The sequence below is a fragment of the Azoarcus sp. CIB genome (assembly GCF_001190925.1).
Classification (GTDB): domain Bacteria; phylum Pseudomonadota; class Gammaproteobacteria; order Burkholderiales; family Rhodocyclaceae; genus Aromatoleum.
Window position 1 is genome coordinate 5,220,317 of record NZ_CP011072.1, and the last position, 23,664, is coordinate 5,243,980.

Annotated in this window: 20 protein-coding genes; 2 read left to right on the forward strand and 18 right to left on the reverse strand. The window is 69.0% G+C overall.

All coding sequences use genetic code 11. From position 1 onward, the window contains the following. Positions 1 to 17: 17 nt before the first annotated feature. From AzCIB_RS23400 to AzCIB_RS23460, 13 genes are all read right to left on the reverse strand, one after another. On the reverse strand, positions 18 to 1,166 hold the full coding sequence (locus AzCIB_RS23400) for a Kae1-like domain-containing protein (protein ID WP_050418099.1): 1,149 nt from the start codon (positions 1,164 to 1,166) through the stop codon (positions 18 to 20). Positions 1,167 to 1,175: 9 nt separating this feature from the next. Then, on the reverse strand, positions 1,176 to 2,114 hold the full coding sequence (hypB, locus tag AzCIB_RS23405; protein WP_050418100.1) for a hydrogenase nickel incorporation protein HypB: 939 nt from the start codon (positions 2,112 to 2,114) through the stop codon (positions 1,176 to 1,178). 188 nt (positions 2,115 to 2,302) lie between these two features. Continuing rightward, positions 2,303 to 2,644 (reverse strand): hydrogenase maturation nickel metallochaperone HypA, encoded by a 342-nt coding sequence (gene hypA / locus AzCIB_RS23410; protein ID WP_050418101.1) that lies wholly within the window; start codon positions 2,642 to 2,644, stop codon positions 2,303 to 2,305. After that, positions 2,637 to 3,758 carry a nickel-dependent hydrogenase large subunit gene (locus tag AzCIB_RS23415; RefSeq protein ID WP_050418102.1) on the reverse strand — a complete coding sequence of 374 codons (1,122 nt, stop codon included), beginning with the start codon at positions 3,756 to 3,758 and terminating at the stop codon, positions 2,637 to 2,639. Before AzCIB_RS23415 ends, hypA begins: the two co-directional genes overlap by 8 nt. A 208-nt stretch (positions 3,759 to 3,966) precedes the next feature. Next, positions 3,967 to 6,138, reverse strand: a complete 2,172-nt coding sequence (locus AzCIB_RS23420) for a primosomal protein N' (protein ID WP_050418103.1) — start codon at positions 6,136 to 6,138, stop codon at positions 3,967 to 3,969. Positions 6,139 to 6,622: 484 nt separating this feature from the next. Next, positions 6,623 to 7,693: a uroporphyrinogen decarboxylase gene (gene hemE, locus AzCIB_RS23425; RefSeq protein WP_050418104.1), complete on the reverse strand. Its 1,071-nt coding sequence runs from the start codon at positions 7,691 to 7,693 to the stop codon at positions 6,623 to 6,625. A gap of 138 nt (positions 7,694 to 7,831) precedes the next feature. Beyond that, positions 7,832 to 8,350, reverse strand: a complete 519-nt coding sequence (locus tag AzCIB_RS23430; protein ID WP_232299307.1) for a universal stress protein — start codon at positions 8,348 to 8,350, stop codon at positions 7,832 to 7,834. A 12-nt stretch (positions 8,351 to 8,362) separates the two neighbouring features. Beyond that, the gene (locus AzCIB_RS23435) at positions 8,363 to 9,880 is read right to left on the reverse strand and encodes a tripartite tricarboxylate transporter permease (RefSeq protein WP_050418105.1); all 1,518 of its coding nucleotides are present in this window, start codon (positions 9,878 to 9,880) and stop codon (positions 8,363 to 8,365) included. 1 nt (position 9,881) lies between these two features. Beyond that, positions 9,882 to 10,364 carry a tripartite tricarboxylate transporter TctB family protein gene (locus tag AzCIB_RS23440; protein WP_050418106.1) on the reverse strand — a complete coding sequence of 161 codons (483 nt, stop codon included), beginning with the start codon at positions 10,362 to 10,364 and terminating at the stop codon, positions 9,882 to 9,884. Then, a complete protein-coding gene (locus tag AzCIB_RS23445) occupies positions 10,361 to 11,344 on the reverse strand; it encodes a Bug family tripartite tricarboxylate transporter substrate binding protein (RefSeq protein WP_083447113.1) in 984 nt (327 codons plus the stop codon). Before AzCIB_RS23445 ends, AzCIB_RS23440 begins: the two co-directional genes overlap by 4 nt. Before the next feature lie 82 nt (positions 11,345 to 11,426). Continuing rightward, the gene (locus tag AzCIB_RS23450; RefSeq protein ID WP_157058558.1) at positions 11,427 to 12,398 is read right to left on the reverse strand and encodes a Bug family tripartite tricarboxylate transporter substrate binding protein; all 972 of its coding nucleotides are present in this window, start codon (positions 12,396 to 12,398) and stop codon (positions 11,427 to 11,429) included. Positions 12,399 to 12,632: 234 nt separating this feature from the next. Beyond that, positions 12,633 to 14,042, reverse strand: coding sequence for a sensor histidine kinase (locus tag AzCIB_RS23455; RefSeq protein WP_050418107.1), 1,410 nt, complete (start codon positions 14,040 to 14,042; stop codon positions 12,633 to 12,635). An 18-nt stretch (positions 14,043 to 14,060) separates the two neighbouring features. After that, positions 14,061 to 14,738, reverse strand: a complete 678-nt coding sequence (locus AzCIB_RS23460) for a response regulator (RefSeq protein ID WP_050418108.1) — start codon at positions 14,736 to 14,738, stop codon at positions 14,061 to 14,063. Positions 14,739 to 14,833: 95 nt separating this feature from the next. Here AzCIB_RS23460 and AzCIB_RS23465 point away from each other — a divergent pair, with 95 nt between their 5' ends. Then, positions 14,834 to 15,925, forward strand: coding sequence for an ABC transporter substrate-binding protein (locus AzCIB_RS23465; RefSeq protein WP_083447114.1), 1,092 nt, complete (start codon positions 14,834 to 14,836; stop codon positions 15,923 to 15,925). A gap of 179 nt (positions 15,926 to 16,104) precedes the next feature. Here the strand turns inward: AzCIB_RS23465 and AzCIB_RS23470 are convergent, their stop codons facing one another. Both AzCIB_RS23470 and AzCIB_RS23475 read right to left on the reverse strand, forming a co-directional pair. Then, the gene (locus AzCIB_RS23470; RefSeq protein WP_050418110.1) at positions 16,105 to 17,157 is read right to left on the reverse strand and encodes a porin; all 1,053 of its coding nucleotides are present in this window, start codon (positions 17,155 to 17,157) and stop codon (positions 16,105 to 16,107) included. Between the two features lie 249 nt (positions 17,158 to 17,406). Beyond that, entirely contained in the window at positions 17,407 to 18,021 is a 615-nt protein-coding gene (locus tag AzCIB_RS23475) for an alternative oxidase (RefSeq protein WP_050418111.1), read from the reverse strand. Positions 18,022 to 18,507: 486 nt separating this feature from the next. Here AzCIB_RS23475 and AzCIB_RS23480 point away from each other — a divergent pair, with 486 nt between their 5' ends. After that, the gene (locus AzCIB_RS23480) at positions 18,508 to 19,407 is read left to right on the forward strand and encodes a YihY/virulence factor BrkB family protein (RefSeq protein WP_050418112.1); all 900 of its coding nucleotides are present in this window, start codon (positions 18,508 to 18,510) and stop codon (positions 19,405 to 19,407) included. 50 nt (positions 19,408 to 19,457) lie between these two features. Here the strand turns inward: AzCIB_RS23480 and AzCIB_RS23485 are convergent, their stop codons facing one another. The 3 genes from AzCIB_RS23485 to AzCIB_RS23495 form a co-directional block, all read right to left on the reverse strand. After that, positions 19,458 to 20,924 carry a TrkH family potassium uptake protein gene (locus AzCIB_RS23485; RefSeq protein WP_050418113.1) on the reverse strand — a complete coding sequence of 489 codons (1,467 nt, stop codon included), beginning with the start codon at positions 20,922 to 20,924 and terminating at the stop codon, positions 19,458 to 19,460. Next, the gene (trkA, locus tag AzCIB_RS23490) at positions 20,921 to 22,327 is read right to left on the reverse strand and encodes a Trk system potassium transporter TrkA (protein ID WP_050418114.1); all 1,407 of its coding nucleotides are present in this window, start codon (positions 22,325 to 22,327) and stop codon (positions 20,921 to 20,923) included. The genes AzCIB_RS23485 and trkA overlap by 4 nt, the downstream gene beginning before the upstream one ends. A gap of 89 nt (positions 22,328 to 22,416) precedes the next feature. After that, a complete protein-coding gene (locus AzCIB_RS23495; RefSeq protein WP_050418115.1) occupies positions 22,417 to 23,661 on the reverse strand; it encodes a sigma-54-dependent transcriptional regulator in 1,245 nt (414 codons plus the stop codon). Positions 23,662 to 23,664 lie beyond the last annotated feature (3 nt).

Genomic DNA, 23,664 nt, shown 5'->3' on the forward strand with positions numbered 1-23,664 from the left:
GCTGCGCTGCTCCCGCCCTACGATGCACGGCATTCCCCAGTCATCAGGTGATGCATCGCAACCCACGCCTGCCCCAACGCGAGGCCGGCGTCGCCGGGCGACAGGCGCTGCGCTTCGAGCACCGTCAGGCCACGCTCACGCAGCGCGGCGCCAAGGCGTTGCGACAGGATGCGGTTGTGCAGACAGCCGCCCGACAGCGCGACGACATCGAGGCACGTCTGGTCGGCAGCCCGGGCGACCCAGTCGTCCAGCGCGGCAACGAGCGTGACATGGAAGCGCGCGGCGCCGCGGGCGGCGTCCGTTTCATCGGCGAGCGTGGCCAGCAGCGGGAACAGGTCGAGTCGCGCTGCCCCGTCTATCGACCAGCCGTCGGCTTCGGGTGCAAGGTCGCCGACGCGATCGAGGTATCCGGCCGCCGCGCGTTCGAGCGCGATCGCGGCTTCGGCCTCGAAATGCATTACCGGGCACAGGCCCAGCAACCCCGCGGCGGCGTCGAAGACGCGGCCGAGGCTGGACGTGGGCGGGCACAGCGCACTGCGGCCGAGGAGCTGCGCGAGCATCGCCGCGGCGGGCTGGGCGGCGAAGCGCGTCGCGATCTCGTCGGCGCGGCCCGCGCGGTGCAGCACCGCCGCGGCCATGCGCCAAGGTTCGCGCGCGGCGCGGTCGCCGCCGGCGAGCGGCAGCGGTGCGAGGTGGCCCAACCTCTCGAAGGACGCGCCGTCGACGCGCAGCAGCTCGCCACCCCAAGCCGTGCCGTCGCTGCCGAGACCCACGCCGTCGAGCGCGAGGGCCAGCGCCGGACCCGCGTGGCCGTGCTCGGCGAGCACCGCGGCGACGTGCGCGTGGTGGTGCTGCACGGGAAACGCCGGCACGCCAAGGCGCGCGGCGATTTCGCAGGCGCGGCGGCTGGAGTGGAAGTCCGGGTGCAGGTCGTGCGCGACCGCGGCGGGCGTGTGATGGGCGACGATCGCCTCGACCCACGCGTCCATGTCATGGCAGGCCTCCGAGGTGTCGAGATCGCCGACGGTCGCGCCGATGTGTGCCTCACCGTCGCAGGCGAGGCACAGCGCGTTCTTGAAGTATGCCCCGAACGCGAGCACGGACGGGCCGCGCGGCGCCAGCGGCAGCGTCACGGCAAAGGGGGGCGCCTCGTGCGCGGTCGTCATGGGAGGGGATCAGGCCGACTGCGCCTCGGCCGCGCGAGCACCGCGCGCCTTCGCCATCCCCCGCTCCAGCCACGCCAGCCATTCGGCGATGCCCTCGCCGCTCGTCGACGACGTGCGGATCACCTCGATCGCCGGATTCACGCGCCGCGCGTAGCCGATCGCGCGCTCGACGTCGAAAGTCAGGTGCGGCAGCAGATCCACCTTGTTGAGCAGCATCAGGTCGGCGGCGGCGAACATGTCGGGGTACTTTAGCGGCTTGTCCTCGCCTTCGGTCACGGACAGGATCGCGACCTTGTGCGCCTCGCCGAGGTCGAAGGCGGCCGGGCAGACGAGGTTGCCGACGTTCTCGATCAGCAGCAGGCTGTCGTCGGCAAGCTGCATCTGCGCGAGCGCGCGGCCGACCATGTCGGCGTCGAGGTGGCAGCCCTTGCCGGTGTTGATCTGCAGCGCCGGGACGCCGGTCGCGCGGATGCGCTCGGCGTCGAACTCGGTCTGCTGGTCGCCTTCGATGACCGCGGCCGGCACGCGGCCGGCGAACTCGGTGAGCGTGCGCACGAGCAGCGCCGTCTTGCCCGAGCCGGGGCTGGAGACGAGGTTCAGCGCGAAGATGCCGCGGGCGGCCAGCTGGCGGCGGTTTTCATCGGCGAGCGCGTCGTTCTTGCCGAGGATGTCGCGCTCGATTTTCACCATCTGCGACTGCGTCAGGCCGGGCGCATGCGCGTGCGCGGGGCCGGCGCCGAAGTGGAGGTGGCGATGGCCGGCGTGGATGTGCGTGTCCTCGCCTGCGGCAGCGGCCTCGGACGCAGGATCGTGCGAATGCTCATGGTCATGCGCGGGCGTCACCGTCTTCCACGCCCGCGTCGCGCCCCCCTTCGCGCGCGCGGCCTTCGACCACCCTGCACCGCCAATGCTCGCGCCCGCCCCACCGCATCCACACACCGTACACATGTCCTGCTCCGTCCAAACAACGTGTTCCGCGCGAACCGTAGATACTGTTATCCGGGTCAAGCGCCGTGCAATCTGGCGTAGGGCGGATGAGCCGAAGGCCGAGTTGGCCATCTGCGCCGTCGCATGCGCATCGATCACATCTGCCATGCGGCGGAAGGCGCTGCGCTTTTCCGCCCTACAATCCTGCTTCACTCGACTTCGATTTCCTTCACCCGCATCTCGGTGCCGCCGGTCGGCCGCAGCTGGTAGCCGTCGCAGTGCGGGCACGGGTCGTAGCGCTGCACGAGCGGCACGCTGCGGTCGCACGCGGGGCACCAGCCGGCGCCCGCAACCGGCTCGATCTTGATCGCCGCGCCGTCCGCGAGCGAGTCGCGCAGCACCACGTCGAGGCAGAAGCGCAGCGCCTCGACCTCCACCGACGCCAGTTCGCCGATCGCCAGCACGATCGTCTTCACCCGCTGTGCGCCCTGCCCCTGCGCCGTTTCCTCGACGATGCCGCGGATGCTCTCGGCGAGCGACATCTCATGCACTGGCCGCGTCTTCCATCGTGATTTCGTATTCGATGCAGGGGTCCAGCGACAGCGCGAGCGCCTTCAGCCGCAGCAGCGCCGCCTCGTCCGACTCCGCCGCCCAGCCGCAGCCTTCGCGCACGAAGGGGCCGTCGGCGTGGAAGTTCCACTCGGTCGGCGTGACGATCGCGTACTCGGCGATGCGCTCGCCGTCGAGGCGCACGGCGTGCATCAGCAGCCCGCGCGCGGTCTCGACGCAGGCCAGTCCCGCGTTTTCGCCGAGCGGTGCGGCATCGACCAACAGCGGCATGTCGGACGCGAGCGGATGGCGCAGGCGGCTGGCACAGTCCGAGAGGTCCACGACGCGCGCGAAGAGGCGCGCGGCGATGCGGTGGCGATGCGTGAGCAGGTTGCGCACCATCATCGAACCGGCATGGCGCGCGAGCACGCCCGACTCGTGTGCGCGACCGAACAGCGTCGGCGCCGCGCAGAAGTCCGCGGACGGCACGCCACCCAGTTCGTGCGCCCAGGCACCTGCCGCGAGCGCCGGCAGCAGCGGCACCGCCTCGCCCTCCAGCGTCGACGAGCCCATCTCGATCAGGTCCGCGAGCGCCGCGCCGATCGAGCCGCCGCGCCGCGCGCGTTCGACGAATTCGCGCAGGCCGCTGGGTTCGCGCGCGGCACGGAAGAAGCCGGTGAGAAGCTCGACGACGACGAGGTCGAGCAGGTCGCCCCCCAGGTCGTAGGCTGCGCGCGAGTCGCCGCTCAGCCCCAGGCGACGTTGCAGCTCCACGAAACGGTCGCTGCGCGGCGGGTGGCCGAACAGTTTCGGCCAGTCGAGCATCAGGCGCGACAGGTGTTCCTGCGCGATTTCGGTCGCGAGAATGCGCTCCTCGGCCCACGCTTCGGCACGCGCGAGATTCGGCGCACCGGCAGCAACGCAGGCCGCCTTCGCCGCAATGCCCTGTGCGCGCGAACACACGCCGAAGAGCGTCGGCACGAGCCCGATGGCCTCGTCGACGCTGCACCCGACCAGTCTCTGCGCGGCCTGCGGCAGGGGTTTTTCCACCCGCAGTCCGCTGATGCGACGCCCGTCGCGGATCGCGCGCAGGCGCAATGTCCCGTCCGGCGTCATGCCAGGCCTCCGCGACCCGGCGACGCCCCGCCGACCGCGGCAAAGCACCGCCTTCCGTGAACCATGCCTTCTCCTTGCGCCGCCCGATCGGTGACGTTGATTGCGCTCCGACCGGCCCTTGCAGCGCGGAAATGGAATCCGGGAATTCTGGAATCCTGGAACCCTGACGATGATAGGCGCAGACGCACCCGCACGGAAGCCTGCCGCCTCACACCTCGAGCGGATCCACGTCCAGCTGCCAGCGCAGCTCCCGCGCCGTACGCTGCCCGCGCAGCACCTCGATCCAGTGCGCGAGGAAGCCCTGCAGGGGCGCGCGCTCGTCAGCCTCGGCCAGCAGTTGCGCGCGTTCGCGCCGCGCGAGCCGCGTCAGGCGCATCGGCACCGCGTCGAACACGCGCACGCCCGCCGGCGCGATCTCCTGCGCAAGGCGGCGCGCGTGGGCGAGGAACTGCAGCGCATCGTCGAGCAGCGGCGCGTCGGCACGCAGCATCGCCTGGAAGGTGAAGGGCGGGAAGCCGGCCGCGCGGCGCTCGTCCAGCGCGCTCGCGGCGAAGGCGTCGAAGTCGTGCTTCACCAGGCAGCGATACAGCGGGTGGTCGGGGTACTCGGTCTGGATCAGCACCTCGCCCGGCAGGTGAGCGCGTCCGGCACGTCCGCCGACCTGCATCAGCTGCTGGAACAGGCGCTCCGGCGCGCGAAAATCCGCCGCGTGCAGCGACGCGTCGGCGCCGATGACGCCGACCAGCGTGAGCTGCGGGAAGTCGTGGCCCTTCGCCATCATCTGCGTGCCGACGAGGATGTCGGCCTCGCCGCTGGCGATCTGCGCGAGCAGGCTTTCCCACTGGTTGCGCGTGCGCGCCGAATCGCGGTCCACGCGCAGCACCCGCGCTTCGGGGAAGAGCTCCACCAGGCGCGCCTCGACGCGCTGCGTGCCACGGCCGAAGGGCTGGATGTCCTGGTTGCTGCACACCGGGCAGTGGTGCGGCACCTCGGTGTCGCAGCCGCAATGGTGGCAACGCAGGCGGCGGTCGGCGAGATGCACGACGAGGTTGGCCGAGCAGTGCGGGCACTGGCTCACCCAGCCGCAGGCGGGGCAGGACAGCACCGGCGCGTAGCCGCGGCGGTTGAGGAACACGAGGCTCTGCTCGCCGCGCGCGAGGCGCTCGCCGATTGCGGTCTTGAGCTGGGGGCTGAGCCCTTCGTCGAGCTTCATGCGGCGCAAGTCGATGCGGCGCACGGTCGGCAGCGTGCTCGCCAGCGCGCGCGCGTCCAGACGCAGGCTGCGATAGCGCTCCAGACGTGCGTGCTGCCAGCTCTCCAGCGAAGGCGTCGCCGAGCCGAGCACCACCGGCACCTTGCGCTGCCGTGCCCGCCACACCGCGACGTCGCGCGCCGAGTAGCGCACCCCCTCCTGCTGCTTGTAGGAGGCGTCGTGCTCCTCGTCGACGAGGATGAGGCCGAGGCGCGGCAGCGGCGCGAACACCGACAGGCGCGTGCCGAGCACGATGTCGGCGCGGCCTTCGAGGGCCTGCACGAAACCGCGCGAGCGCGCCCCTTCGGCGAGCGCGGAATGCAGGCTGACGACGCAGGCGGCGGGGAAGCGGTTCGCGACGCGCGATTCGAGCTGCGGCGTGAGCGCAATCTCGGGCACCAGCATCAGCACCTGCCGGCCCGCCGCCAGCGCACGTTCGGCTAGACGCAGGTACACCTCGGTCTTGCCGCTGCCGGTGACGCCCTGCAGCAGCCAGGGCGCGAAACCTTCCGGGCCTGCCGAGACCGCCTCGACTGCGGCGCGCTGCTCGTCGGTGAGTTCCGGCCGGTTCGCCGCCGGCTGCGAGGGGTCCGCGCCGCGCACCGCGACGACCCAGCCGCGCTTCATCGCGTCGCCCAGCGCCGCACCCGCGGGCAGCTCGCGCGCCGCGCTGCGCCGGATCACGCCGGCCGCGCGCAATTCGCCGAGCAGCGCCAGCGCCCGGCTCGCGCGGCGGGACTCGACCAGTGCCGCCTGGCCTTCCGGGCTCAGGTCCAGCAGCGGGTCGCTCTCGCGGTCGCTCACGGCATCGGCGCGGCGCAGTCCGGGGGGCAGCGCAAGCGCGATCACTTCGCCGAGCGGCGCGTGGTAGTAGCGCGCGACGAAGCCGACCAGCTCCAGCCAATCCGCCGGCAGGGGCGCGACTTCGCGCTGGATATGACGCACCGCCTTGAGGCGCGCGGGGTCCAGGTCCGATTCAGCGAGCAGCGCGACGATCACGCCGCTCTTCTCGCCCCGTCCGAAGGGCACCCGCACGCAGCGGCCAACATCCTCATTGCATGCATCTTGCGATGAATAATCAAAGAGTTGCGGCAGCGGAACGGGGAGCGCGACACGGACGATGGACATTCGGATCTCGTGTTCTACACGATTTTTGTTTAACTATCAGTTGCTTACGGCTGATTGTTAAATTCGTTGTTCGGAAACGGGGGTTAACTCTTTGCCGTGAAACCCTTCCGGCGCTTGTCCACAAAAGCTGTGGATAACTTTGTTGATAGCATGGGTGAAACGTCCTGAACCCGGCGCCGCACCTGCCCTTCTGTCACTTTGCCTTAACAGTAGGCAAATTTTTATTCTTTAAATTTCATGCACTTATGGATTTCGGTGAATAAGCCCCAATTCCATGCAGGATCCAGCTTCAGTTTCGGTCTGTTGTGCATAAGTCAAGCGATCGATGCAGATTTTCCGCTTGACAAGGCTGGAACGGTCGCCTCCGGCTGCGCGCCCGCACCGGAGCGGTGCCGCCGCGGCACTCAACGCGGCCCCAAAAGGGAACCCCGGCGGGGTGCGCGGTGCGCGTCCCGGCCGGGGTTCGGGTGCTGTTGCGGGACGCTCAGGCGCCGGCGCGGATCTTGCGACTGTGCTCGTGCACGGCCTCGACCAGCACCGACACGGACTCGGGCGGCGTGAACTGCGAGATGCCGTGGCCGAGGTTGAAGACATGGCCGGGGTGGTTGCCGTAGGAATCGAGCACACGCTTCGCTTCGCGCGCGACCGCTTCGGGCGGCGCGAACAGCACGTTGGGGTCGAGGTTGCCCTGCAACGCGACCTTGTCGCCGACGAGCTTGCGCGCACGGCCGATGTCCATCGTCCAGTCGAGGCCCACGGCGTCGCAGCCGATGTCGGCGATGCTCTCGATCCACAGGCCGCCGCCCTTGGTGAACACGATGTTCGGCACGCGCTCACCGTCGCGCTCCTTGATCAGGCCGTCGACGACGCGCTTGAGGTAGGGCAGCGAGAACTCGTGGTAAGCGGCCTCGGACAACGCGCCACCCCAGGAGTCGAACACCATCACGGCCTGCGCGCCGGATTCGATCTGCGCGTTGAGGTAGGCGACGACGGAGTCGGCCGTCACGGACAGGATGTGGTGCATCAGGTCGGGGCGCGAGTAGGCCATCGCCTTGACCTTGCGATAGTCGTCGGACGAACCGCCTTCGACCATGTAGCAGGCGAGCGTCCACGGGCTGCCGGAGAAGCCGATCAGCGGCACGCTGCCGTTGAGCGCGCGGCGGATCTCGGCGACCGCGTCCATCACGTACTGCAGCTCGGCGTGCGGATCGGGGATCGCGAGGTTGCGGATCTCCCATTCGTCGCGCAGCGGGCGCTCGAAGCGCGGGCCCTCGCCTTCGGCGAAGTACAGGCCCAGGCCCATCGCGTCCGGCACCGTGAGGATGTCGGAGAACAGGATCGCGGCGTCGAGGTTGTAGCGCGCGAGCGGCTGCAGCGTGACCTCGCAGGCCATCGTCGGGCTCTTGCACAGGTTCAGGAAGCTGCCGGCGCGCTTGCGGGTCTCGCAGTACTCGGGCAAGTAGCGCCCCGCCTGCCGCATCAGCCACAGCGGCGTGTATTCGGTCGGCTGGCGCAGCAAGGCGCGCAGGAAGGTGTCGTTCTGAAGGCGGGTCACGGTTACGTCCTCAAATCTGCCCGATGCGGGCGCAATCCGCAATTATCCGCGTTTTCCGCCGTCATGCCGAGCCCGGTGGACTACCCGGCTCGCCGGGGCGGAAAACGAGCTTCCGGCGCCGCCTGGAGCGACGCGCGTTCAGCGGCACACCAGCACGGGAATCGTGCAGTGCGCGAGCACCTTGTTGGTCTCGCTGCCCAGCAGCAGCGCGTTGATGCCGCGCCGGCCGTGCGAGGCCATGCAGATCAGGTCGCAGCCGCGGCTCTCGGCGATCTGGATGATCACGCGGTGGGGTGTTTCGCTGCTTTCGAGGACTGCGTCGGCGGCGATCCCGGCCTCCTGCGCGCGGGCGAGCGCGACCTCGATGATGCGCTGGCCGTGCGTGGCGGCTTCGCGGGCGAAGCGGCGCGACTTCTCGGGATCGTAGTGGCCGTCCTCGCCGAAGTTGGTCACCGGGAACGGCGCTTCGGCCGTGGCGTTGAGAATCGTGAGCCGTGCGCGCAGTTCGCGAGCGAGCCCGATCGCGCGGTCGAGGGCGCGATCGGACAGCGGCGAGCCGTCGGTGGGGACGAGGATGTGCTGGAACATGGTGCGTCCTTGGGGTGAGAGGTTGCCGGGCGCCGCGCCGGCGCCGGTGTCGATCGGGGATGCGAGCACGCGCGGCCGTCCTCAGATCGGGGAATGGTGGCCGATCGCATTCGCCTGCATGCGGCGCACGAGACGCCACGCCTGCGGCACGATCACGACCAGCGCGGTGATTGCGAGCACCGTCGCCGAGATCGGCTGGGTCACGAAGATCGACAGGTCGCCCTGGCTGATCGCGAGCGCGCGGCGGAACTGCTGCTCGGACAGCGGCCCCAGGATCAGGCCGACCAGCACCGGGGCGACCGGGATGTCGTAGCGGCGCATCACGAAGCCCAGCAGGCCGATGCCGTACAGCAGCGCGAGGTCGAACCACGAGTTGCGGATGCCGTAGGCGCCCATCGTCGCGAAGATCAGGATGCCGGCGTAGAGCAGCGGACGCGGGATCGCCAGCAGCTTCACCCACACGCCCACGAGCGGCAGGTTGAGCGCGAGCAGGATCACGTTACCGATGTACATGCTCGCGATCAGGCCCCAGATCAGCTCCGGCTGCGTGTCGAACAGCAGCGGGCCGGGCTGCAGGCCGTACTGCTGGAACGCGGCGAGGATGATCGCGGCGGTCGCGGTGGTCGGCAGGCCCAGCGTCAGCAGCGGCATCAGCGTGCCGCTCGCGGAGGCGTTGTTGGCCGCTTCCGGCCCGGCCACGCCTTCGATCGCGCCCTTGCCGAACTCGTCGGCATGCTTGCTGAGCTTCTTCTCGGTCGCGTAGGAGAGGAAAGTCGGGATCTCGGCGCCGCCCGCGGGGATACAGCCGAACGGGAAACCGAAGGCGGTGCCACGCAGCCACGGCTTCCACGAGCGCTTCCAGTCCTCCTTGCTCATCCAGATCGAGCCCTTCATCTGCTCGATGGTGTCGACGCCACGGTTGAGGTAGGTGGCGACGTACAGGGTCTCGCCGACCGCGAACAGACCCACCGCGACGACGACGATGTCGAGGCCGTCGAGCAGTTCCGGGATGCCCAGCGTGAAGCGCGCCTGGCCGGTCTGGCTGTCGAGGCCGATGAGGCCGATCGTGAGCCCGAGGAACAGCGCCGCGAGGCCGCGCGCGGGCGAGGCGCCGAGCACCGCCGACACCGTCACGAAGGCCAGCACCATCACCGAGAAGTACTCGGCCGGGCCGAATTTGAGCGCGACGTCGACCGCGAAGGGCGACACGAAGGTCAGCAGCACGGTGCCGATGGTGCCGGCGACGAAGGAGCCGATCGCCGAGGTCGCGAGCGCCGCACCGGCGCGGCCGCGCTTGGCCATCATGTTGCCTTCCATCGCGGTGACGATGGTCGCCGACTCGCCCGGCGTATTGAGCAGGATCGAGGTCGTCGAGCCGCCGAACATCGCGCCATAGTAGATGCCGGCGAACATGATCAGCGCGCCGGTGGGCTCGAAGCTCGCGGTGGCCGGCAGCAGCAGCGCCACCGTCAGCGCGGGGCCGACGCCCGGCAGCACGCCGACCGCGGTGCCCAGCGTGACGCCGACGAAGCCGAGGAACAGGTTCTGCAGGCTTAGCGCGACCGCGAAGCCGGAGAGGAGTGCGTTGAGGGTTTCCATCTCAGCCTCCGAACGGGCCGGCGGGCAGGCTCAGGCCCAGGCCGCGCGTGAAGAGGAAGTACACGAGCGTCGACAGCACGGCCGCGATCCCGAGGTCGCGCACCGGCTTCATGCTGCCGAAGCCGCGTGCGACCAGCACGAAGAGCAGCGTCGAGGCGAGGACGAAGCCGGCCCAGCCGATCAGCACCATGTGCAGCACCACGCCGGCGCTGATCAGCACGAAGCCCATGCGGTCGGGCGCGGCGTGCGTCTCGGCCTCGTCCGGCATCGCGCGCCATCCGCCGGACAGCGCCTGCCACGCGAGCCAGGCGCCGCACAGCATGAGGCCGGTGCCGATGAGGTAGGGGAAGAGGCGCGGGCCGACCTGCGCATAGCCCTGCGTCTCGGCGATGCCCTGGGTCTCGAACGCCACGAAGCTGCCCAGCGCCAGCAGCACGAGCGAGATCAGCAGCTCGCCGGCATCGATGCGTGCGCGCGTGCTCATTTCTTCACCAGCCCGAGGTCGCTGACAAGCTTGAACACGGTCTTCTGCTCGGCCTCGACGTAGTGGCGGAACTCGTCGCCGGTCATCAGCATGTCGACCCATTCGTTCTTCGCCAGCGTCGCCTGCCACGACTCACTCCTGGCCATCTGCGTCACCGCCTTGACCAGCTCGTCGCGCTGCGCGTCGCTGATGCCGGGTGCCGCCATGATGCCGCGCCAGTTAACGAACTCGACATTGATGCCCTGCTCCTTCAGCGTCGGCACGTCGATGTCCTTGACGCGCGCGGGCGCCGTCACCGCCAGCGCGCGCAGCTTGCCGGCCTTGATCTGGCCGGCGAACTCGTTGAAGCCGCCGAGACCCACGGTGACGTGGCCGCCGAGCACCTGCGCGAGCACCTCGCCGCCGCTGCCGAAGGCGACGTAATTGAACTTGCCCGCCTCGCCGCCGATCGCCTGCACGATCATTCCGGCGGTGAGCTGATCCACGCCGCCGGCGAAGCCGCCCGCCCACGACACCGCGGCCGGGTTCGCCTTGTACGCGGCGACGAGGTCGGCCATGGATTTGAGCGGCGAGCTCGCCGGCACCACCAGCACCTCGTACTCGCCGGTAAGGCGCGCGATCGGCGTGACGTTCGCCAGCGTGACCGGCGACTTGTTAATGAACACCGCCGACACCATGCCCTTGCCGCTCGCCATCAGCGCGCCACCGTCGCCCTTGCTGCTGTTAATCAGCTGCGCGAGCCCGATCGTGCCGCCCGCGCCGGCGACGTTGTTCACCTGCACGCGCTCGGCGAGCTTGTTGGCCTGCAGCGCGGCCTGCACCGCGCGGCCGAGCTGGTCGTAGCCGCCGCCGGGTGCGGCGGGCACGAGGATCTTGTAGTCCGCGGCGCCGGCCAGGGTCGTGGCGCCCGCGAGGGCGAGGCCGGCGAGGGCCGTCCTCAGCGCGCGGCCGAAGCCGGCGCCGATAGCGTGATGTCGCATGTCGAGTGTCTCCGGAAGAGGTCCCGCGGGCCGCGGCGGCGCGGCCCCGCGCGGGAGGGGTGCTGCGGACGGACGAAGCCGCTTACGGCTTGACCATGCCGAGGTCGGTCACCAGCTTGGTGATGCGCGCGACGTCGGCGTCGAGGAACTTCTTGAACTCGGGGCCGGTGAGGTACATGTCCTGCCAGTCGTTGCGCTTCAGCGCGTCCTTCCACGAGTTCGACGTGACCGCCTTGTCGAGCGCGGCGACCAGCTCCTTGTGCTGCGCCTCGCTGATGCCGGGCGCGGCGAAGATCGCGCGCCAGTTCACCATCTCTACATTGACGCCCTGCTCCTTCAGCGTCGGCACGCTCTCGCCGGCGATGCGCTCGGCGCCCGAGACCGCCAGCGCGCGCAGCTTTCCGGACTTGATCTGCGACTGGAACTCGCCGAAGCCGCTGATGCCGGCCGCGACGTGGCCGCCCATGATGGCGGCCTGCGCCTCGCCGCCGCCCGAGTAGGCGATGTAGTTCACCTTCGCCGGATCGACGCCGACCGCCTGCGCGATCAGGCCCGCGAGGATGTGGTCCGAGCCGCCCGCCGAGCCGCCGCCCCAGGACACCGCGCCCGGATTGGCCTTGAACTGGTCGACCAGCTCCTTCAGGGTCTGGATCTTCGAGCTCGCCGGCACCACGACGACCAGGGTCTCGCCGCTCAGGCGCGCCAGCGGCGTGACCTGGGTCAGGTTCACCGGCGACTTGTTGGTCGCGATCGCCCCGACCATCACCATACCGCCGACCAGCGTCGCGCCGCCGTCACCCTTCGCGCCATTGACGAACTGCGCCAGCCCGATCGTGCCGCCCGCGCCACCCTTGTTGTCGACGGTGACCTTCTTCGCGAGGCCTTCGGCGTTGATCGCCGCCTGCAGCGCGCGCGCGGTCTGGTCCCAGCCGCCACCCGGGTTGGCCGGCACGAGGATCTTGACGTTGTCGAGGGCGAGCGCCGGGGCGCTGGCGACGAACCCGAGGCCGAGCGCTGCGGCGACGAGGGTGGTTTTGACGATGTTGCGGATCATGCTTGTCTCCTCCTTGATATCGGACCGGTCGCTCCGGCCCTGCATGAAGGCGGACGATACGGAGAAGGGCTTTCGATTGGCTTTCAGTGGTCGACAGCGCCTTGTTCCTCCCCCTTCAAGGGGGAGGTTCGGAGGGGGATGGGTTTCCGGCGGGGCTGATTAACCCATCCCCACCCCAGCCCTCCCCTTGAAGGGGAGGGAGCGACCGCGCAGCACTAACGCCGACATTACAAATTAAGCCTGTCCGGCCTCGTCCGCGCGGCGCGGAAACTCGACTTCGACCTGCAGCCCGCGTCCGCCCGGAGCATCGGCGAGGCGCACTTCGCCGCCGTGCGCGAGCGCGATCTCGCGCACGATCGCCAGCCCCAGGCCGCTGCCGTCCGGCCCGCCCTGGCCGAGGATGCGGTAGAAGCGCTGGAACACCTTGTCGCGCTCGGCGACCGGAACGCCCGGCCCCTCGTCGCTCACCGCGAGCACGACGTGCCCGTCCGCGGTGCCGGTCGCGACGACGACCTGCGTGTCGGGCGGGCTGTAGCGGATGGCGTTGTCGACGAGGTTCGCGACGAGCTCGCGCAGCATCGCCGCGTTGCCGGTCATGGGCGCCGGCCCGGTCTCCTCGAACGCGAGCTCGATGTGCCTCTTCAGCGCCAGCGGCACGAGCTCCAGCGCGACCTCGCGCGCGATGTCGGTGAGGTCGACCGGCCCCTGCTCCTGGATCAGCCCGTTTGCCGGCTCCGCGCGCGACAGCGACAGCATCTGGTCGGCCATGCGGCGCGTGCTGCGGATCGTCGTGAGCAGGCTCTCGAAGATGCGCCGCATCTCGCCCGGGTCGCCCTGGCGCGCGCCGAACTCGGCCTGCGTGCTCAACACCGCGAGCGGCGTGCGGATCTGGTGCGCGGCGTCGGCGAGGAAGCGCCGGCGCGCCGCGAGCATCGCCGACAGGCGCTCCATGTGGTGGTTGATCGCACCGATCAGCGGCTGCACCTCGCTCGGCACGTTGCCGGTGGGCACCGGCGTGAGGTCATCCTCGGCGCGCTTCTGCACCGCGTCGCGCAGATCGACGAGCGGACGGAAGGCCGTGCCCAGCGCCAGCGCCAGCATCAGCGCGCCCAGCCCGACGAGCAGCAGCTGGCGGCGCAGGCTGTCGAAGAACAGCTCGCGCGCGAGCGCGACGCGCGACTCAGTGGTCTCGGCGAACACGATGGTCACCGCGTCGCCGCCGACGAGCGCCGGGTCGTACAGGCGCTTCTTCATCGCGCCGACGCGCACGTCCTCGCCGCGGTACTGCATCTCCGCCAGCAGCAGCGTGCCGTCCTCGGCCGGCGCGCGCGGCGCGCTCAGATCCTCGTAGCCGGTCACGAGGTCCCCGTCGGGTGCGAACACCGCGTAGAAGATGCGCTCCTGCACGCCGGCCTCGAACACGTCGAAGGCCGAGGTCGGCACGTCGACGGTGATCTCGCCTTCCAGCGAATGCACCTGCTCGGCGATCGCGCGCACCGACGCCGTGAGCGAGCGGTCGTAGGCGCGATTGACGGCCTGGCGCGCGCCCAGCCAGGACAGCACGGCGTTGATCGCGAGCAGGATCAGCAGCGGCGGCAGCAGCCAGCGCGCGACGCGCCCGCGCAGGCTCAGCGGCGCGCGCATGCCCGCCCGCGCGGAGCCTCAGTCACCGCCCGCCTCGCCGATCAGGTAACCCAGGCCGCGCAGGGTCGTCACGACCGCGCCCGAACCTTCCAGCTTCTTGCGCAGGCGATGCACGTAGATCTCGATCGCCTCCGGGCGCGCCTCCTCGTCGAAGCTGAACACCTTCTCGAACAGCGCCTCGCGCGCGAGCGGCCGCCCCTGGCGCGCGATCAGCGCCTCCAGCACCGCGAGCTCGCGCGGCGTCAGCGACAGCGGCTTGCCGTCGACGGTGGCGAGGCGCGAGTTGAGGTCGAATTCCAGCCGGCCGATCTTCACCGTCGGCACGAGGTTGCCGGCACGGCGCAGCAGCGCCTTGATGCGCGCCTCCAGCTCGGTGAGCTCGAAGGGCTTGGGCAGGTAGTCGTCGGCGCCGAGGTTGAGCCCCTTCACGCGGTCCTCGGTCGAGCCGCGCGCGGTGAGGATGATCACCGGCGTGGTCCGGGTCGCGTCGCGCCCGCGCAGGCGTCGCAGCACCTCCAGCCCGTCCAGCCCGGGCAGCGACAAATCGAGCACGACGAGGTCGTAGGGCTGGGTGAGCAGCGCGTGGTCGGCATGATCGCCGCGGCGCATCACGTCGACGGCGTAGCCCGCCTGCACCAGCGCCTTGGAAACCCATTCCGCGAGTTCGGTATGATCCTCTACGAGCAGCAGGCGCATCGGCTGAAAGTGAATCGAAAGCAGTTGGAAGGATCATCGTGCCGCAAACGACAGCATCGCGCAAAGCCGCAGCCGACCGCCAGGAGGAATCCGGATTGAGCACCGCCCTGCCCCGCCTGCTCCGCACCGTCGCGCTCGCGTGCGCGTGTCTGCTGCCGGCCGCAGGCGCCCACGCGGAACGGGACGACACGCTTTACGCGGCGGCGGTACGCGAGGGCCGCGTCATCATCTACGCGGCAACCGACGAGCGCATCGCGCGCCCGCTGCTCCGCGCCTTCGAACAGCGCTACCCCGGCGTGCGCGTGCACTACGAGGACCTCAACAGCGGCGAGCTGTCGCGACGCTTCGTCGACGAGGCCGCGCGCGGCGAACAGGCCGACGTCGTGTGGAGCTCGGCGGTGGACCTGCAGGTGAAGCTCGTCAACGACGGCTACGCCCAGCCCTGGCGCTCCGCCGAAACGGCCGCGCTGCCCGCCTGGGCGGTGTGGAAGGACGAGGCCTTCGGCACGACCTTCGAACCCGTCGCGATCGCCTACAACCGCAAGCTGCTCGCACCCGCCGAAGTGCCCACCACGCACGCCGAACTGCTGCGTCTGCTCGCGCAGCAACCCGAGCGCTTCCGCGACAAGCTCGCGACCTACGAGCCCTCCACTTCCGGCCTCGGCTTCATGCTGCACACCCAGGACGTGATCGCGAACCCTGTTGTGTTCTGGAAGCTCGCCCAGGCCTTCGGCCGCACCGGCACCGTCACCCTGGCCTCGACCACCGGCATGCTCGACCGCATCGCGTCCGGCGAGGCCCTGATCGGCTACAACGTGCTCGGCTCCTACGCGCTGCTGCGCGCCCACGACGACCCCGCGATCGGCGTCGTGCTGCCGCGCGACTACACGCTGGTGCTGAGCCGCGTCGCCTTCATCTCGCGCGGCGCGCGCCATCCGAACGCCGCTCGCCTGTGGCTGGACTACCTGCTGTCGCGCGAAGGGCAGCAGCTGCTCGCGCAAAACCCGGGCTTCTTCTCGGTGCGCGACGACGTGCCCGACGACGCCGCGGCCGCGGAACTGCGCCGCCAGCTCGGCGGCGCCTTCCGCCCGATCCCGATCGGGCCCGGCCTGATGACCTACCTCGACCAGGTCAAGCGCCGAGACTTCCTGCGCAAGTGGCACCACACGCTGTTCCCCGCGCCCTGATTCCCGGCTCATATGAAGTCTGCTCGGGCACCTTGTCCCTCCCCCTTCAAGGGGGAGGTTAGGAGGGGGATGGGTTTCTGTCGGGACTGCTTAACCCATCCCCACCCCAACCCTCCCCTTGAAGGGGAGGGAGTGACCGTGCGGCACTCAACCTGGCATCGGCTGTTTCTTCGCCCCGCTCAGAAGCGGTGACGGATGCCCGCCATCACGACGCGCGGATCGTCGCCGGCGTCGGGCGTGAGGTTGCCGAGCGCGTAGTTGGCGTCGTCCTTGTTGCTGAGCTGCGAATACGCGGCATACAGCGTCGTGCGCTTGGACAAGTCGTGCATGTAGTACGCCGACCAGCCCTGCGCGTCCTCGGCCGCGGCGTCGTTGCGCTCGTCGCGCTTCGCGTAGCTCAGCGCGATCGTGTCGCTGCCGGTGACGCGGATCTCGGCGCCGACATCGAAGGTTCGCGCCTTGCCGCTGCCGACCGAGCCGCTTTCCCTGTCCTGGGTGTAGGCAAGATAAGGTTTCACGAGCCCGAAGTCGTACGCGAGCCCGCCGCCCGTCGTGCGCACACGGCCGCCGGTGGCGTTGCGATACACGCTCTGCGTCGTCAGCGAGGCCGCCAGCGCGCCGTTCTTGTACAGCGCGGTGATGCCGTGGCCGTTGCCTTCCTTCAGCGCGTCGCCGTTGCCGCTCTTCTCCCCCAGCCAGTAGCCGAGATCAAACTCAAGGCCGGCAAACGTCGGCGAGCGGTACTTCACCATGTTGTCGAAGCGCGTCTCGTAGGCCGGCTTGACCCCGCCCGTCTTGCGCGTCAGCAGGCCCACGCTGCGGTCGGCCGAGCCGGTGGCGTCGAACGGGTCGAGGGCGACGAAGGCTGGCGAATACTGGCGACCGAGGGTGAGGCGGCCCCAGCTGGCGCTTTCGAGGCCGACGAAGGACTGGCGCCCGAACAGCCGGCCGCCCTGCTCCGCGGTGCCGGTCGACGGATCGAAGCCGCTTTCGATGGTGAAGATGGCCTTCAGGTCACCGCCGAGCGCCTCGCTGCCCTTGAATCCCAGGCGCGAGCCGTTCAGTTCGCCGTGGTCGACGCCGACGCGCTCCTTGTCGCCCGCCGATTCGCGCGCGAGGTTGAGGTCCAGCAGCCCGTAGATCGTGACGTTGGACGGCGTCGATTGCGCCAGCGCCGCGAACGGCATGGCGACGGCCGCCGCGACGGCCGCGGCGATGATTTTCTTGTGCATTGTGCTCCTCCGGTTGCGCTCATTTTGACCTCGGCCACACTTGCGTGGCCGGGTGCAGGGCATTCAACACAAATTCGCTTTCAGTCTGCTTTCCGTGCATCGGCGGCGGAAGCGCCGACCGCGTCCAAAGATCGGAGCGAAAACGTGCGCGCCTGCATCGAGAAAGTCGACGCGCCGCGGCGTCGGGATCGATCAGGGATCCCCCGTCATGCGCCCGGCGTCAGTCTAGCAAGCCACCGCAGGGTCGACTCAGGCCAGCTCGTCGGCAAAGGCGTGATTGACGTCGCGGTGATGGAGCTCATCCGCGCGCACCGCGATGATGACCTCGCGCAAGCGCGCGTCCTGGGCGAGATTCCAGTAATCGATCGCGATCTTCGGCGCCGGGACGTTGGCGTAGGTGCCGTTGTCCACGCCGGCCAGATACTCGGTGTAGCTGTAGACCGCCTCTTCCTCGAAGTAACCGACGACGCGATGCGCGGTGCGTGGCGAGATCAGGTACAGCAGGAAGTAGAAGTTGAAGAACACGCCCTGCGCGATCACGATCAGCAGCCGTTCGAGACGCGTCGGCTGGGCGACGTGAATGAAGGTCATCAGGTGGATGCGTTCGTTGTCCGCTTCATCCAGAAGCGTGCGGATCCAGCCGCGGTCGCCTTCCATCCGGCGCAGCGCACGCAGATGCTGCAGCGCGCCCCCCACCATGCCGGGCACGGCCGCAACCGTTTCCAGCACCACCGCACGATGGCCGTAGCGACGCGCGAAAACCGTGTCGGCGAAGAAGCGCATCGCCTTGGTGAAGGCCAGCGCAATGCGGTCGGAGAAATCGCGCGGGACGTGGTGTCGCTCTAGCGGAGGAGTATCTGACATAGGCAGCCAAGGGTCGTGAATTAACGCAATGCTCGTCCTTGCTTTGCGCAATCTGATTGATATTGCAGCGCAATTCCGTTCGTTACCGAACACACGGGAGATTTTTCGGATCACCCGAATCCGGGCGCGGCACGCGCCCGCGGGATTTATTCGATCCTGTGCGCGCTGACGTACCGAACATCCGCACCGAGACGGGTAGTGTGAAATCGGCGACAGGAACATCGCGCATCCCAGGCGATCCGGTCGCATCACTCACACGGAGGTCAGTCTCATGAACAGCATCGTTTACATCGTCGGCGCAGTTGTCATCGTCCTGGTGATCTTGTCGTTTTTCGGGCTTCGCTAGCGCATCCGACTGAACAGTTGTTGATCGCCGCGCGAATCAGCGCTTGCGATCCGGGGTCGCGCGCTGCGCAATGGTGCATGGCGCGGGTGCGGGTGTAGTCTGACGCCGCCTTCCGACAAATCGTGCGCGATTCCGCATCCATGCTGACCGATCACGCCGCAGAAGTCCTCAAGCATCCGGGTGCGTTCGTGCTCCGGACGCTGAAGGCGTTCCGCGCCAACCAGGGCCTGCTGCTGGCCGGCGCGATCGCCTATTACGCGCTGCTATCGACCGTGCCGCTGCTCATCCTCACCGTGATCGGGCTGTCCCACATCATTGGCGAGGACGAGTTGCTGCAGACCCTCGGGCGATACCTCGAATGGCTGCTGCCGGGTCAGTCGCATGCGATCGTGGCGGAACTGGCGAATTTCCTGGCGCACCGCGAAGTCATCGGCTGGGTGTTGCTCGCCACCATGCTGTTCTTCAGCTCATTGGCCTTCACCGTGCTGGAGAACGCGATGTCGGTGATCTTCCACCACCGGGTGGCGATCAGGCGGCGCCACTTCCTCGTCTCGGCCGTGATGCCGTATGTCTACATCCTGTTCCTTGCGTTCGGCCTGCTGCTGGCGACGCTGGTGGCGGGCAGCCTGCAGGCCATGGGCGAGGAACGGGTGGAGTTCCTCGGGCGCAGCTGGTCACTTGGCGGCGTGTCCGGCGTGCTGCTCTATCTGCTCGGTCTCGCGGGCGAAATCTTCATGCTGACGTCCGTCTACCTCGTGATGCCGGTGGGCCGGCTGTCACTGCAACACGCCCTGCTCGGTGCGGTCACCGCGGCGCTGCTGTGGGAGCTCTCGCGCCATGTGCTCGTGTGGTATTTCACCACGCTGTCGCAAATCAGCACCGTCTACGGTTCCCTGACGACGGCGATCGCGGTTCTGCTGAGCCTGGAGGTTGCGGCAACCCTGCTGTTGCTGGGGGCGCAGGTCATCGCTGAGTACGAGCGCAGCGGCACTGGCGCCCCTGAAGCACGACCGCAGCCGTTCACGACCGGGCAGGGCTGACTGGCACGACGGTCCGGCGCCGGATCGAAGCCGGCGGCTCGGGATGCCGCTCAGCGCCGCCAGAACACCGGCGTCATCACCACCAGCAGCGTGAAGATCTCCAGGCGACCCAGGATCATCGTGAAACTCAGCACCCAGGTCTGGAAGTCGGTCAGCCCCTGGTAATTGGACGCCGGGCCGAGCGCGCCGAGGCCCGGGCCGGTGTTGTTGAGGCAGGCCACCACGCCCGAGAACGCCGTGACAATGTCCAGCCCGGTCGCCGACAACAGCAAGGTCAGCGACACGATGGTCACCATGTACATGAAGCTGAAGCCCAGCACCGCGTGCAGGATGTCGTCCGACACCGGCTGCCTGCGGATGCGCACCGGATGCACCGCCTGCGGGTGCAGCGAGCGCACGATCTCGCGGAACACCTGCTTGTACAGGATCATCGCGCGCATCATCTTGATGCCGCCGCCGGCCGAGCCGGAGCAGGCGATGAAGCTGCCGAGGAACAGCACCCAGATCTGCGCGAACATCGGCCACAGCGTGTAGTCGTAGGTCGCCAGCCCGAGCGAGGTCGAGATCGACACGACGTGAAAAGCGACGTAGCGCAGCGTGCTGAGGAAATCCGCATGCACGTCGAACTGCACGAGGTACACGGTGAGGACGACGGTGCTCAGCGCGAGCGTCGCGAAATAGAACGGCAGCTCGGGGTCGGCGAGATAGGGCCTGAGGCTGCGGCGCGCGAAAGCGAGGTAATGGGTCGCGAAGTTGAGGCCGGACAGCAGCGCGAACACGATCACGATCATGTCCACCGACACGTTGCCAAAGTGCCCGAGCGACGCGTCCTTGCTCGAAAATCCCCCCAGCCCGACGACGCTGAAGGTGTGGATGATCGCCTCCCAGCCGTCCAGCCCGGCGAGCCACAGGCTCGCGGCGCACGCCACGGTGAGCAGGCAGTAGGTCAGCCACAGGCCCTTCGCGGTCTCGGCGATGCGCGGCGTCAGGCTCTGCTCCTTCATCGGCGTCGGCACCTCGACCTTCATCAGCTGCCGCCCGCCGATGCCCAGCAGCGGCAGGATCGCGACCACCAGCACGATGACGCCCATGCCGCCGATCCAGTGCATGAAGGTGCGCCACAGGTTGATCGACACCGGCAGGTGATCCAGCCCCACCAGCACCGTGCCGCCGGTCGCGGTAAGGCCCGACACCGCCTCGAAGTACGCGTCGGTCACCGACAGGTCGGGGATGAAGTCGAGCAGCGGCAGCGCGCCGAACACCGGCATCACGATCCACGTCAGCGCCACCAGCAGGAAACCGTCGCGCGTATGCAGGTCGCGCTTCCTGCCGCGCGTCGGCAGCCACATCAGCAGGCCCGCCGCCAGCGTGATCAGCACCGCGTGGTCGAACGCGACGGTCGCGCCGTCGCCGACGAACCACGACACCGCGAGCGGAAACAGCATCAGCACGCCGAACAGCATCACGATCAGGCCCAGTGCGTTGAGCACCGGGTGGGTATCGGCGCGGCGCCTCATAGGAAGCCGAAGCTCACCTGGAACAGCTTTTCGACCTGATGCACGAGCTTCTTGTGCGTGCAGAACACGATCACGTGATCGCCGCTCTCCACGACCGTGTCGTGATGCGGCATCACCACCAGGCGGCGCGCGACCTTGCCGTCGGGCCGCATCTCGTCGCGCACGATCGCACCGATGGTCGCGCCCTTGGGCAGCGGAATCTCCGCGATTGCGCGGCCGACCACCTTGGAGTCCTTGCGCGTGCCGTGCGCGATGATCTCCAGCGCCTCGGCCGCGCCACGGCGCAGGCTGTGCACGGCGACCACGTCGCCCTGGCGCACGTGCTGCAGCAGCGAGCCGATCGACGTCTGGGCGGGCGAGATCGCGATGTCGATCGGCCCCCCCTGCACCAGATCGACGTAGCTGCGGCGGTTGATCAGCGCCAGCGTGCGGTGCGCCCCCATGCGCTTGGCGAGCGACGCCGACATGATGTTGTCCTCGTCGTCGTTGGTCAGCGCGAGGAACATGTCGGCCTCGTCGATGCCCTCGTTCTCGAGCAGCTTCTCGTCGGTCGAGTCGCCGCGCAGCACCAGCGCGCGGTGCAGCTGGCTCGCGAGGAAGTCCGCGCGGCGGCGATCGACCTCTATGACTTTGACATTGTGATCGTCCTCGATGCCGCGCGCCAGGCGCAGGCCGATGTTGCCCCCGCCGGCGATGATGATGCGACGGATCGGCCGATCCTCGCGCCGGATCTCGCGCATCACCTGGCGGATATGCACGCTCGCGGCGAGGCAGAACACCTCGTCGCCGGGCAGGATCATCGTGTCGCCCTCGGGGATGATCGCCTCCCCGTCGCCGCGGTAGATCGCCGCGATGCGCACCTCGACGTTGGGCATGTGGTAGCGCAGCGCCTTCAGCGGATGGCCGACCAGCGGCCCGCCCTCGAACGCGCGCACGCAGATCAGGCTCAGCACCCCGCCGGCGAACTCCATGACCTGCAGCGCCTCGGGGAAGGCCACCAGACGCTTGATGTAGTCCGTGACGACCTGCTCCGGACAGATCGAGAAATCGACCGCGAAGTTGTTGTCGTCGAGCAGTTCCGGGTAATCGACGAAATCGCTCGAACGCAGCCGCGCAACGCGCGTGGGCAGGTTGAACAGCGTCTTCGCGACGCGACACGCACACAGGTTGGTCTGGTCCGACTGCGTCACCGCGATCAGCAGGTCGGCGTCGTCCGCCCCCGCCTCGCGCAGCACCGACGGCGACGCGGCGTTGCCGATCACCGTGCGCAATTCGAGGCGATCGCGCAGCACCTCGAGATGCTCGGCACTGGTGTCGATCAGGGTGATGTCGTTGGCTTCGGAGACGAGGTTTTCCGCCACCGACGCGCCCACCTGGCCCGCCCCGAGGATGATGATCTTCACCTGACAGACGCCCCGGACATTATGGAAGCCTGATTCTACGCGAGCCGCCGGCCCGCGCAGCGGGACTGTTGCGCGCCCGCCTCAGTCTCTCAGGCTTCCTCGGTGCGCCGGCTGCCGTGCAGGCCCAGCTGCTTGAGCTTGCGGTACAGGTGCGTGCGCTCGAGGCCGCTCTTCTCCGCCAGGCGCGTCATGTTGCTGCCTTCGAGGCGCAGGTGGTGCTCGAAGTACAGGCGCTCGAAGGCCTCGCGCGCCTCGCGCAGCGGCTGGTCGAGCGATACCGCGACCGCGCCTTCGGTGGACGGGATCAGCAGCCGACGCACGTCGGTCAGCGCGATCTCCTCGTCCAGCGTCCCCAGCGCGAGCGACTTCACCGCCGCGCGCAGCTCCGCATAACCGCCCGGCCAGGGCTGCGCGCGCAGCGCGTTCAGCGCCGCCGTCGAGAAGTGGCGGCGCGGCACCTCGCCGGCCTCCACGAGGTGCAGCAGGAGCTGCGCGGCGATCTCGGGCAGGTCGTCACGCACATCCGCGAGCGAGGGCGGCGCCAGGCTCACCTCGAACAGGCGCACCGCAAGCGACTCCTCCCAACCTTCGCGCACCAACGACTCCAGCGTATGGTCGGTCGCGACCACCAGGCGCAAGTCGTAGCGCTCCAGCCGTTCCAGCGCGAACGCGAGGTTCTTCTGCTGCGTGCGCGACAAGCGCGCGAGCTCGCCGACGAACAGCACGCCACCCTGGCCGGCCTGCAGCTGGTTCACGTCCAGCGGTACCGATACGGCGGCAAGATCCAGCCACGACGACGCCTTCGGCTGCACGCTGCGCGCCGCGAGTTCCGCGATGCTGCCCTGCCCCACGCGCAGCAGCAGCACGCGCGAATTGACCACCACCTGCTGCACCAGCCGCGCCAGTTCGCGCAGCGGCGCCGAGCGCGTGAAGGCCGCGAGCGTCAGCGGCGCCGGCGCACCGGGTGCGGCCGGGCGCTGCAGGCCGCGCTTCACCGCCGACAGCAGCTTCTGCAGGCCGATCGGCTTCTCCAGATAGTCGATCGCGCCGATGCGCGTCGCCTCGACCGCCGTGTCTATCGTGCCGTGTCCGGACATCATCACGACCGGCATGTTGAGCTGGCCGTTCGCCGACCACTCCTTCAGCAGCGTGATGCCATCGGTATCGGGCATCCAGATATCCAGCAGCACCAGGTCCGGACGCCGCGCATTGCGCACCGCACGCGCCGCAGCGGCGTTCTCCGCCAGCACCACGTCGTGGCCTTCGTCGCGCAGGATCTCCGACAATAGTTCGCGGATACCGACTTCGTCGTCAACGATAAGTATGTTTGCCATTTG